This window comes from Mesorhizobium sp. M2A.F.Ca.ET.039.01.1.1 (assembly GCF_003998035.1).
Taxonomy (GTDB): domain Bacteria; phylum Pseudomonadota; class Alphaproteobacteria; order Rhizobiales; family Rhizobiaceae; genus Mesorhizobium.
The window spans coordinates 1-11,286 of the sequence record NZ_RZRY01000150.1 but is presented as its reverse complement, the minus strand read 5'-3'; the positions used below and the strand labels follow the sequence as shown (position 1 = coordinate 11,286).

At 63.2% G+C, this 11,286-nt stretch carries 10 protein-coding genes; all 10 read left to right on the top strand.

All coding sequences use genetic code 11. The features are described from left to right. On the top strand, window positions 1-1,943 hold a 1,943-nt coding region (locus EOA24_RS14120; RefSeq protein ID WP_133374512.1), incomplete at its 5' end, for a mechanosensitive ion channel domain-containing protein. A 192-nt stretch (window positions 1,944-2,135) separates the two neighbouring features. Further along, window positions 2,136-2,399, top strand: coding sequence for a hypothetical protein (locus EOA24_RS14115; RefSeq protein ID WP_042645040.1), 264 nt, complete (start codon window positions 2,136-2,138; stop codon window positions 2,397-2,399). Between the two features lie 259 nt (window positions 2,400-2,658). Beyond that, on the top strand, window positions 2,659-4,092 hold the full coding sequence (locus tag EOA24_RS14110; protein ID WP_126082156.1) for a UbiA family prenyltransferase: 1,434 nt from the start codon (window positions 2,659-2,661) through the stop codon (window positions 4,090-4,092). Continuing rightward, a complete protein-coding gene (locus EOA24_RS14105) occupies window positions 4,092-5,444 on the top strand; it encodes an FAD-binding oxidoreductase (protein WP_126082157.1) in 1,353 nt (450 codons plus the stop codon). Before EOA24_RS14110 ends, EOA24_RS14105 begins: the two co-directional genes overlap by 1 nt. A gap of 124 nt (window positions 5,445-5,568) precedes the next feature. Then, window positions 5,569-6,018, top strand: coding sequence for an EamA family transporter (locus EOA24_RS14100; protein WP_126082158.1), 450 nt, complete (start codon window positions 5,569-5,571; stop codon window positions 6,016-6,018). Further along, entirely contained in the window at window positions 6,015-7,022 is a 1,008-nt protein-coding gene (locus EOA24_RS14095; protein ID WP_127409861.1) for an NAD(P)-dependent oxidoreductase, read from the top strand. The genes EOA24_RS14100 and EOA24_RS14095 overlap by 4 nt, the downstream gene beginning before the upstream one ends. A gap of 31 nt (window positions 7,023-7,053) precedes the next feature. Beyond that, window positions 7,054-8,520 carry an aspartate aminotransferase family protein gene (locus EOA24_RS14090; RefSeq protein ID WP_189343377.1) on the top strand — a complete coding sequence of 489 codons (1,467 nt, stop codon included), beginning with the start codon at window positions 7,054-7,056 and terminating at the stop codon, window positions 8,518-8,520. 13 nt (window positions 8,521-8,533) lie between these two features. Beyond that, window positions 8,534-9,763 (top strand): hypothetical protein, encoded by a 1,230-nt coding sequence (locus tag EOA24_RS14085; protein ID WP_126082161.1) that lies wholly within the window; start codon window positions 8,534-8,536, stop codon window positions 9,761-9,763. Further along, window positions 9,760-10,518: an FkbM family methyltransferase gene (locus EOA24_RS14080; protein ID WP_126082162.1), complete on the top strand. Its 759-nt coding sequence runs from the start codon at window positions 9,760-9,762 to the stop codon at window positions 10,516-10,518. The genes EOA24_RS14085 and EOA24_RS14080 overlap by 4 nt, the downstream gene beginning before the upstream one ends. A 153-nt stretch (window positions 10,519-10,671) precedes the next feature. After that, the coding region (locus EOA24_RS14075; protein ID WP_133374511.1) for an FAD-binding oxidoreductase at window positions 10,672-11,286 on the top strand (615 nt) is incomplete at its 3' end.

Here is an 11,286-nt window from a genome sequence, read left to right as displayed (position 1 = left end):
CGCATGACCAGATCTCGGGTCTTTACAAGGCGGTGTCGTCCTGGCTGAGCTTCGCCCTCAAATTCAAGTTCCAGGCGATCCTTGCCGCGACGCTGATGGCGCTGGCGCTGGCGGCCGTGCTCTTGATCGGCGGCAGGCGCTTGTTCGGCCGCATATTCGAGGCCGACCCAACCGTCGAGGAGCCGTCCTATCTCAGCCGGCTGTCGGTCGCCTTCTGGTCGACGCTGCTGCCGACCCTGGCGCTCGGCGTCTTCTTCGCCTCGGCCGTGTTCTTCTTCAACTATTACAATGTGCTGCGCGGCGACATCGGCACGTTTCTCAATGCCCTGCTGACGGTGATCGGCATGGTTTTCTGCGTCAACCGGCTGACCAACGCTGCGCTTGAGCCACGGCTGCCCAACTGGCGCCTGATCCCGGTCGCGACGGGGCCGGCGCGCTGGCTCGTCGGGCTGACGACCGCGATGGCCCTGGTGCTCGGCTTGAATTACTTCCTGTCGGTCGTCAACGAGAAGATGGGCTCTCCGCTTTCGCTGACGATCGCCAGGAGCTTTATCGCAACCATCATCATCGGCGTCATCCTGATCCTGATGGGATGGTTGAAGCCTTTCAAGGCGCAGGACGGCTCATGGCGTCCCTGGCCGGCCTGGCTTCGTTTCCTTGCCGTCGGGCTCGGCCTGTTCACCATTGCCGCGGCATTGCTCGGCTATATCGGCCTGTCGCTTTTCGTCGCGTTCCAGGTCGTGGTGACCGGGACCGTCCTGGTGACGGCCTATATCGGTTTCCTCTCGGCGCGCGCGATCGGCGAGGAGGGCGGCTTCGCCGACACTTCGGTCGGGCGCTGGCTTTCGGAAAATTCAAGCTACGAGGATACCGCGCTCGACCAGCTCGGGCTGGTGGTCAGCATCGCCATCAACCTGATGATCGTCGTGGTCTTCCTGCCGCTGATCCTTTTGATGTGGGGTTTCCAGCCCGGCGATATCGAGGCCTGGGCCTATAAGCTGGCGACCGGCGTCTCGATCGGTTCGGTGACGATCTCTTTCCTCGGAATCCTCAGCGGCATTGTCGTCTTCATCATCGGCTATTTCCTGACGCGCTGGTTCCAGGGCTGGCTGGACGGCTCGGTGATGGCGCGCGGCAAGGTCGATGCCGGCGTGCGAAACTCGATCCGGCTCGGCGTCGGCTATGCAGGCGTGGCGATTGCCGGCCTCGTCGGCATCTCGGCGGCCGGCATCGATCTTTCCAACCTGGCGCTGGTCGCCGGCGCCCTTTCGCTCGGCATCGGCTTCGGCCTGCAGAACGTCGTCTCGAATTTCGTTTCCGGCCTCATCCTGCTTGCCGAACGGCCGTTCAAGGTCGGCGACTGGATCGTCGCCGGCGATGTCAGCGGCACGGTGCGCAAGATCAGCGTGCGCGCCACCGAGATCGAGACCTTCCAGCGGCAGTCGGTGATCCTGCCCAATTCGAACCTCATCAACAACGCGGTCGGCAACTGGACGCATCGCAACAAGCTGGGGCGGGTCGAAATCAAGGTCGGCGTCGCCTATGGCAGCGACGTGAAGCGCGTCCATGCCGTCCTGCTGGATATTGCCCGCGCCCATCCGATGGTGCTGAAGAATCCGGAACCGTTCGTCCTCTTCGCCAATTTCGGGGCGGCCGCGCTCGAGTTCGAAATTCGCGTTTTCGTTGCCGACATCATGAACAGCAGCGTCGTGCAGAACGATATCCGTTTCGCCATCTTCGATATCTTCGAGGACGAGCGGATCGAGATCCCGTCGACGCCGCGCGCCATGGTCGAGACAACCAAGCATGAAGCCTGGCCGATCGACGACGACAAGATCGAAGCCGAATTCGCCGAGCGCCAGAGGCTGGAGGAGGAAGCCGCGGCCGAACGGGAACGGCTGGCCAAGATGAAGCGCAGGGGCCGCAAGCCAGACCCTGGATAAAGGTGCGGCAACGTTCGGCCTAGCCGCATTTCGATACACCTTCGGTGGCGTCGCCCTGCGCCGAAACCGATTGTGGCATGAATGCGGCATTCAGTTGCGGTTCAGGTAACATCTCATATAAGCTTCGATGCAAAGGGCGAGAATGCCTTGCAAATTTTGAACAGAGGCGGTGTGTGAAACACCGGAATTGCAATGTGGAAGTCTGTCGTTGCCGCCATTGCTTTGCTGGCCTTGGGCGGTTCGGCTTTCGCCGCCAGCGCGATCAACAGGGACGCTCAGACGCGGACCCTGGTCGTGACCGAAGGCGGCGCCAAGAGCGAGCTGACGCTCGGTGCCGGCGAGACGGTGGAGTTCTGCTCGAACGGCTGCTTCGTCACCCTGCCCAATGGTGACCTCGAAGCCCTGACCGGTTCGGAGACGGTCGAAATTTCGGGCGGGACCGCCCGCATCAAGTAACGCGCAACGGATTGGCGCGGTAAGATTAGCAAAGGCCGAACCGATGTCCGGCCTTTTATCGTTTCCGGTAGCCGACGCTTAACGATGACGGCCGAAAAACCGGCATGACCATTCCCTGCAACCGCACGTTTTAACGTTCGCTGCGTCATCCCCCGGCTATATCTGCCCCCGTGGACGCCGGTACACGGCGTGGGTTGAATTGGCGCGTGGCCCTTCCGGGATTTGGAGTCGGGATCCTGCGCTCTATCGGGGCAGGACAATGGACGCGAGGTCGGACAGGAACGCAATTCCGCTTGCGGTCGATCTCGACGGGACGTTGATTGCAACGGACCTTCTGTGGGAAGGCCTGTTCATCCTCCTCAAGAAGAACCCGCTCTATTTCTTTCTGCTGCCGCTCTGGCTGACCGGCGGTCCGGCGCGGCTTAAGCAGGAAATATCCCTGCGCGTCGACATCGACCCGGCCTCGCTGCCTTACCGTCAGGAATTAATTGACCGTTTGCACGCCGAGCATCGGGAGGGCCGCGTGATCGTGCTGGCGACGGGAACGCCGCGCAAATTCGCCGAGGCAATCGCGGCGCATCTCGGCATTTTCGACCGCGTGCTGGCGACCGACGGCCCGCATAACATGACCTCGGGCCGCAAGTGCTCCGCTCTGGTCGCCGCCTATGGCGATGCGGGCTTCGATTATGCCGGCAACAGCCGCCACGACCTCAAAGTGTTCGATGCCGCGCGCAACGCGCTGGTGGTGGCGCCCGATCGCAGCGCCCGGCGCTGGCAGGCGGCGCATCAGGCCGAGGCGATGCCGGCGCCGAAGCCGACGCTGAGAACCTATATCAAGATGCTGCGCATGCATCAGTGGCTGAAGAACGCGCTGATCGCCGTGCCGATGGTGCTGTCGCACGAATATTTCAATCCCAATATGATCTGGGAATGCCTGCTGGCGTTCGTTTCCTTCAGCGCCGTGGCGTCCGCCATCTACATCCTCAACGATTTCTTCGACCTCGCGCTCGACCGCAAGCATCCTACCAAGCGCAACCGGCCTTTCGCCAGCGGCGCATTGTCCATTCCGTTCGGCATGGGCGCGATCGCGGCGCTGCTTGCGATAGGCATCGCAGCCGGCCTATTCCTGCCGATCGAATTCCTTGGCGTGCTTGCCGGCTATCTGGTCGTCACCACCGGCTATTCGCTGTCGTTCAAGCGCATGCTTCTGGTCGATGTGCTGACGCTTGCCGGCCTCTACACGATCCGCGTGCTGGCGGGCGCGGCCGCCACCGGCGTGGACGTTTCCTTCTGGCTGCTTGCCTTCTCGATCTTCTTCTTCCTGTCGCTGGCCCTGGTGAAGCGCTTCGTCGAACTGCGCACCACGGCCATCCCTCCGGGCGAGCGCATCGCCGGCCGCGGCTATCGCACCGAAGATCAGGAGATCGTCGCCCAGGCCGGCATGGCGTCGGCCTTCTCCTCGGCGCTGGTGCTCGCGCTCTATATGGACAGCCCGGCGGTGCGCGAGCTTTACCCGCATCCCTGGCTGATATGGCCGCTGGCGCCGATCGTGCTCTACCTCACGATGCGCGTCTGGATCCTGGCCCGGCGCGACGAGATGCATGACGACCCGGTCGTCTTCATCATCCGTGACTGGCGCAGCCAGATCGTCGTCGCGATCGGCGCGGTCTTCCTCGTCGCCGGAGGCTGGTGATGGGGCAGGAGCGCTTCGGCAGCTTCGGGTTGGCGACCCCACCGGCGCGCAAGGCGATCCCGGCGGACGAGGCCATCGCCTTGCTGAAGCGCGGCGAGGCGAAAGCCGGATCGCTGCTCGCCTACGGCAATGGCCGCTCCTATGGCGACAGCTGTCAGAACGATGCCGGCATGGTGGTCGACATGCGGCCGCTCAACCGCATCCGTTCCTTCAACGCAGAGACCGGTGTGCTCGAAGCCGATGCCGGCACGCTGCTTTGCGACATCATCGCTTACGCCGCGCCCTACGGCTTCTTCCCAGCCGTGGTTCCAGGCACGCAGTTCGTGACGCTGGGCGGCGCGATCGCCAACGACGTTCACGGCAAGAACCACCATCGGCGCGGCACCTTTGGCTGTCATGTCGAGGCCCTCACGCTGCTGCGGTCTGACGGCCGGACCTATCGCTGCTCGCCGACCGATAATGTCCGCCTGTTCGGGGCGACGATCGGCGGCATGGGCCTGACCGGGCTGATCCTGTCGGCATCGATCAAGCTTCTGCGCGTGCCGTCGCTCGACATCATGGAGAAGGCGACGCGGTTTCGCCATCTCGGCGAATTCTTCGATCTCGCCGAGGCGGCGGACCAGGCTAACGAATATGCCGTCGCGTGGATCGACCAGCTCGCGGGCGGCCATGGGCTCGGGCGCGGCCTTTTGTTAACCGGCAATCATGCCGAACACGGCTCCCACGCCGCCGCGAATGCCGGCACCCGGCTTTCCGTGCCGGTGCGGCCGCCGTTCAACGTGCTGAACCGGCCCTTCCTCACGGCCTTCAACGCGGCCTACCGCTGGAAAAAGGGCAAGTCCGCGGTCCCACGCCAAGCGGGCTATCAGGGCTTCTTCTTTCCGCTCGACGGCGTCCGCGACTGGAACCGGCTCTACGGGCCGCGCGGGCTTTTCCAGCACCAGAGCGTGGTGCCGGAGGAGAAGGCCCGCCGCATCGTGCCCGCGCTGCTCGAGGCGGCGCGACGGGCGGGGCAGGGATCGTTCCTGACGGTGCTCAAGCGCTTCGGCGATGTCCGCTCGCCGGCGCTGCTGTCGTTCCCGCGGCCGGGCTACACGCTGACGCTCGATTTCCCCAACCGGGGTGAAAGGACGTTGCGGCTGCTTGCCCAGCTCGACCGCATCACGGTTGAGGCGGGCGGGGCGGTGAACCCCTACAAGGATGCCCGGATGGGGCCTGAGACATTCGCCGCATCGTTCCCGCATTGGCGACGGCTGGAGGCGCTTCGCGACCCGGCTTTCCTATCAAGCTTCTGGGCGCGTACCGCCAAGAGACTGGAGATCGGACAAGGAAGAGCTGAGGCCGCGGAATAGGTAAAAGTCGAATAGATCATGGTAAACAAAGTGTTACGCCATGGTTTACTTAAAACACTGGTGTGGGTTCACGAAATATTGGCAGATTTGTAATAGGACCGCCCAAGGGGGCGGGGTGGCAACAATGAAATACATAGTCTTCATTCTCTTCACGGTCATGACCAATGCCGCAGCGCAGCTGATGCTGAAGCAGGGCATGATGTCGATGGGGCCGATCTCCTTCGAAGGTGTCAATCCGCTCGTCAGGCTGCTGCAGATCGTGTTCAGCCCATGGGTGTTCCTCGGTCTGTGCACCTTCGTCATCTCGATGGCGTCGCATCTCTATGTGCTGTCCAAGGTCGAGCTCAGCTTCGCCTATCCGTTCCTCAGCCTCGCCTATGTCGCCGTGGCGATCTTTGCCTATTTCGTCTTCCGCGAGGACCTCAATGGCTGGCGCATCGCCGGCATCGCCTGCATCTGCGTCGGCACGATCCTGATCGCCCAGAGTGGCAGAGAAATGGGTGGCCACGGGCATGAGGAGCAGACCGCTTCCATCGCCTCCGACAAAATCCAGACAAGCGAGATCGTTCGATGAGACATGTGATTTTCGGCGGCGACGGTTTCGTCGGCCGTCACCTTGCGCCCAAGCTCGTCGCCGATGGCGAGACTGTCGTCGTCGCCGACATCGTGAAGAGCGACCTGCCGCATTACCGTTCGATGCGCTTCATCACCTGCGATGTGACCGATCCGGCCCCGGTCGCGGCGGTCGGGCTCAAGGCGGACGATATGGTCTACAATCTGTCGGCCAAGATGCTGTCGCCGATCCAGGTGCGCGCCAAGCGGCATGATTTCTTCTTTCCAGTGAACTTCCACGGCACCGAGAACATCATCCAGGCGATGGACAAGGCCGGCGCCTCGAAGCTCGTCCACTACACGACCGACATGATCTACGGCCACACGGTGGTGCTGCCGATGACCGAGGACCATCCGGTCGCGCCGCTCGGCGAATATGGCCTGTCAAAGCTCAAGACCGAGGAACTCGCCGCCGAATGGCGCAAGCGCGGCATGTCGATCTCGCTGTTCAGGCCGCGCCTGATCATCGGCCCTGGACGCCTCGGCATCCTTGAAAAACTGTTCAAGCTGATCGACTGGAATCTGCCCGTGCCGATGATCGGCTCGGGCAGGAACCCTTATCAGTTCATCTCGGTGTTCGACTGCGCAGAGGCCGCCCGCGCCGCCTGGAAGGCCGGCGTGCCGAACGAGGCCTATAATCTCGGCTCGCTCAACCCGCCGCCGGTCAGGAAACTGCTCGGCGATCTCATCTGCCATGCCGGCTCGAAGTCGATCCTGCTGCCGACGCCCGGCTGGGCGGTCAAGCGCACGCTCGACCTGCTCGATTTGCTGAACATGCCGATCATGGATCCTGAGCAGTATCTGATCGCCGACGAGGAATGCGTGCTCGACGTGTCCAAGGCCGAGCGCCAGCTCGGCTGGGTGCCGCAATATCGCGACGAGGACATGCTGATCGCCGCCTACAGCGAATACCGCGCCAAGAAGGACGGCCACGCCGTCGCCACGAAACATGTGCCTGCCGAATAGAGCGCGAAGGGAGATTTTTCAGATGACCGTCATGGCCAAGCCGGAACAGACAGGCACGCGAACGCTGGTTGAAGCGCCGGCGCTGTCGCCCGCTTCCATCGCCAAGCCAGACTTGATCAGCGTCGAGCAGGCCAAGGCGCTGGATGTCGCCCGCATCACCGATCTGTTCAAGGCGCATCTCAATCCCGGACAGCTGCATTTCATGAAGCTGCTCGGCTTCCACAAGGTCAAGATCGAGCGCGCCGAGGGTATGTTCTATATCGACCAGAACGGCCGCAAGATCCTCGACTTCTTCGGCGGCTTCGGCTCGCTGGCCTTCGGCCACAACCATCCGCGCATTCTGGAAGCCCGCAAAAAGTTCCAGGAGGAGAAGCGCCAGGAGATCGCCATCGCCTTCATGTCGCAATATGCTGCGGCACTTGCGCACAACATCGCCAAATGCTCGCCGGGCGACCTCGACATGGTGTTCTTGGGCTCCTCCGGCTCTGAAGCCATGGAAGCGGCGGTTAAGCTTGCCGAGCGCGCCGCCGGCCCGAAGCGGCCGAAAATCGTCTATGCGGAAAATTCCTTCCACGGCAAGACCAAGGGCGTGCTGGCGATCACCGACGGCCAACTCTACCGCGCCGACTTCAAGGTCGCGGACAATGTCGTGCGTGTGCCCTTCGCCGACATCGACGCCGTCGAGCGGCTGTTCAAGAGCGATCCCCAGATCGGCGTCATCGTGCTCGAAACCATCCAGGGCGGCGGCGGCATCATCCAGGCGGAGGCGCAATACTGGCAGAAGCTACGCGCGCTGTGCGACCAGTATGGCGTGCTTTGGGTCGCCGACGAGGTGCAATGCGGCTACGGCCGCTCGGGCCGCTTCTATGCCTTCGAGCATTACGGCGTGGTGCCGGACGTGACGGCGCTGGCGAAATCGCTCGGCGCCGGCAAGGCGGCGGTCGGCGCCATGATCGCCAGGCGCGATGTCTATATGAAAGCCTATGGCACGCCGAAGACGGCGATGATTCACGCCATGGCGACCTTCGGCGGCATGGGCGAGGCCTGCGTCACCGCGATCGAGGGCATCAATGTCCTCTATGACGAGGGGCTGATCGACAACGCCGCCTCGACCGGCGAGTACCTCATCCAGCGGCTGCAGGCGCTTAAGGAAAAATATCCGAGGATCATCAAGGACGTGCGCGGCAAGGGTTTTATGATCGGGCTCGAGTTCCACGATTTCTCGCAGACCCTGCCTATGGTGCTCAGACCGGTGGTGAGCGTGCTCGACGACAAGTTGAAAGGCTCGCTGTCCGGCTTCGTCGGCTCGCTTTTGCTGCGCGACTATGACGTGCTGGTCGCCTTCACCGAATATAACCGCAACGTCATCCGGCTCGAGCCGCCGCTGATCTGCCAGCCCGAGCATGTCGACCGCTTCGTCGACGCCTTCGATAGTCTTCTGTCGCGCGGCATCGTGGCGATCGTGAAGGATTTCGTGAAAAGCCAGGTCGGCAAATAAGAGGCCGCCGAGCATGCTGACTAGGCCGTCCGCGCCCACCAATCCGCTGGAACGGTTGACCGGCGCCGGTCTGGCGTGGGGCGAGGGGGCTTACGCGAAATGGGCCGCGTCGATTGGGGCAATTGCGTTTTCGCTCTACATCCTGCTCACCGCGGCGACCGCCTGGTTCATGCCCGACACCAATTGGGACATGCTGCCCTATCTGGCGATCGCCGAGGAAGACGCCTATCCCGATCCACAGGCGCTGCATGATTATGCCTACAGCACGGTCAAGGCAGGCGTTTCGGCCGGCGACTACAAGACGTTGACCGACGATGGCGGTGGCTTTCGCCGCCACATGACGGAGAGCGCCGCCGACTTTCATTCGCTGCTCGGCATGTACCGGATCAAGTTCCTTTATGCGGAAATCCTGTCCAGCCTCAGCCATGTCGTCTCGCCGGTCGAGGCGATGCGGCTGGTGCAGGTGTTTTCCGTGCTGCTGTTCGGCGCCATCACGCTCGCCTGGCTGCGCGCGGAAGGCGCGCTGGCGCTGGCGCCGATCGTCGGCGCGATTCTGATCATGGCCGATTTCGGCGATGCGGCGAGCGCCTCGACGCCCGATCTCCTATGCTCGGCGCTGTTCCTCGGCGGCGCCTTTGCCTATGTGCGCAAGCGGGAGGCGGCGACGGCGGTTCTCCTTTTTCTCGCTTTCATGGCCAGGCCCGACAACATCGTTTTCCTCGCCATTTTCACGGTGCTGCTCATCGCGTTCCGCGAGCGGGGGTGGGGCGCGCTGGCCGGTTTCGCGGCATCCTTCATCGCCTATTTCGCCATCTCGCATTGGGCGCAGCATCCCGGCTGGTGGCCGCATCTTTGGTTCTCCACCATCGAGCAGCATTACAACATGGACGGCTTCGAGCCGCCATTTTCCATTGCTGCCTATCTGAAGGCCTTCGCCGCCTCGGTAGTCCGCGCCGTCACCCTCAACAGTTGGGTTGGCGTGTCGGTGCTGGCATTGGCCGGATGGTATGGGCTCGACCGCGCCGGCTTCCGTCTCGACCGACGCGCCGGCATCCTGCTGGCGGCGCTCGTATTGGGCGTGTTGGCGAAGTTCACCGTCTTTCCGATCCACGACACCCGCATCTATTTCCCCAATCTCCTGCCGCCCTTCCTGCTGCTCGCCGCGCCCTTGATGGCGCTGTGGGCGACGAGCCAGGGCGGGCGCCGCGCGGCGCTGCAGGTCACTCCCGGAGACAAGTCATGAGCTCGCTTTCCAGCCTCGCGCGCACCTTGCTGTCGCTTAGCCTTCCAGTCGGCCTGCTCGATCGCGGCCCGGCTTTGCACGGCACGAAATTCCTCGCCAAAGCTGCCCTAAAGGCCCGTTTCGGCGGCGACGGCCGGCCGTTCCAGATGGTCAATGTTGGCGCCTGCGACGGCGCGCTGTTCGACGACGTGACGCCCTGGCTGCATCGCATTCCCGGGGCGCGCGCCATGCTGGTCGAGCCAATCCCATATAACCAGAAGCGCCTGCGCGCCAATTACCCGGATGCCAGCCGCTTCATCATCGAGCCGGTGGCTGTCACGAAAACCCAGGGCACGATCACCGTCCACACCTTCGATGCCGCAGCGCTCGAGGCCGGCACGCTGCCGATCGAATTCATCGGCTGCTCGTCGGTCACCGACACCAATCTGATGTCGGGCAAGAACGCCTGGGGCGAGGCGGACGCCAACTTCAACAAGTTCGCGCCGCATCTGAAGGACATCGAGGTGCCGTCCGAGACCTTGCAGACGCTGCTCGACCGCAACGGCATCACCCATATCGACGCCTTCCTGGTCGACTGCGAGGGCGCCGACTGGATGGTGTTCGAGCAGCTTGATCTGCAACGCTACCGTCCCGGTATGATCAAGATTGAGGTCGGCGCGCTGCCAGCGGCCGAGATCGGCCAGGTCGTGGTCAAGCTCAAGACCGCTGGTTATCAGGTCGGCTTCCAGGCCGAGGACATCTGGGCCTTCGCCTGAGTTAATTCCCCTGGGTGACCGCTCTGTGCAAGGGGTCGCGCCGCACCTGTGGCGTGTCGCAAACAGGCGGTAGCCCAGCCGTCGTCCTCTGCATATTGTGCGCCATTCGAAAGGGCGCAAACGCGCCCGTCTATCCCTTTGGAGTCGCGGGCAATGGCAGAGTTTCCGAAAAAGGCGAAGGTCGTCATCGTCGGCCTGGGCGGTATCGTCGGCGCGTCCGTCGCCCACCACCTGATCGAGCGCGGCTGGGACGATATCGTCGGCATCGACAAGTCGGGCATCCCGACCGATATCGGCTCGACGGCGCATGCCTCGGACTTCTGCTACACGACCAGCCATGATTTCCTGTCCTGCTGGACGACGCTCTATTCCATCGATTTCTACGAGAAGATGGGGCATTACGCGCGCGTCGGCGGCCTCGAGGTTGCCCGCGTCGGCGACGATGCCCGCATGGACGAGATCAAGCGCAAGATCGCCTCCGCCAAGGCGTTCGGCACCCGTGCGCGGCTGATCGAGCCGGCCGAGATCAAGGAAAAATTCCCGCTGATCGAGGAGCATCTGGTGCAGGGCGGCCTGTGGGACCCGGATGCCGGCCTCGTTATCCCGCGCTCGCAGACCGTCGCCGGCAAGCTGGTCGATCAGGGCGTCGCGTCCGGCAAGCTGCAGGCCTTCGCCAACACCTCGGCCAAGGAGCTGATCGTCGAGAACGGCCGCATCAAGGGCGTGGTGACCGAGCGTGGCACGATCGAGGCCGACTATGTCGTGGTC

Bases quoted from the DNA above. Each gene is read 5' to 3' on its own strand.
- EOA24_RS14115 (WP_042645040.1), top strand. From the start codon at position 2,136: ATGTGGAAGTCTGTCGTTGCCGCCATTGCTTTGCTGGCCTTGGGCGGT.
- EOA24_RS14110 (WP_126082156.1), top strand. From the start codon at position 2,659: ATGGACGCGAGGTCGGACAGGAACGCAATTCCGCTTGCGGTCGATCTC.
- EOA24_RS14105 (WP_126082157.1), top strand. From the start codon at position 4,092: ATGGGGCAGGAGCGCTTCGGCAGCTTCGGGTTGGCGACCCCACCGGCG.
- EOA24_RS14100 (WP_126082158.1), top strand. From the start codon at position 5,569: ATGAAATACATAGTCTTCATTCTCTTCACGGTCATGACCAATGCCGCA.
- EOA24_RS14095 (WP_127409861.1), top strand. From the start codon at position 6,015: ATGAGACATGTGATTTTCGGCGGCGACGGTTTCGTCGGCCGTCACCTT.
- EOA24_RS14090 (WP_189343377.1), top strand. From the start codon at position 7,054: ATGGCCAAGCCGGAACAGACAGGCACGCGAACGCTGGTTGAAGCGCCG.
- EOA24_RS14085 (WP_126082161.1), top strand. From the start codon at position 8,534: ATGCTGACTAGGCCGTCCGCGCCCACCAATCCGCTGGAACGGTTGACC.
- EOA24_RS14080 (WP_126082162.1), top strand. From the start codon at position 9,760: ATGAGCTCGCTTTCCAGCCTCGCGCGCACCTTGCTGTCGCTTAGCCTT.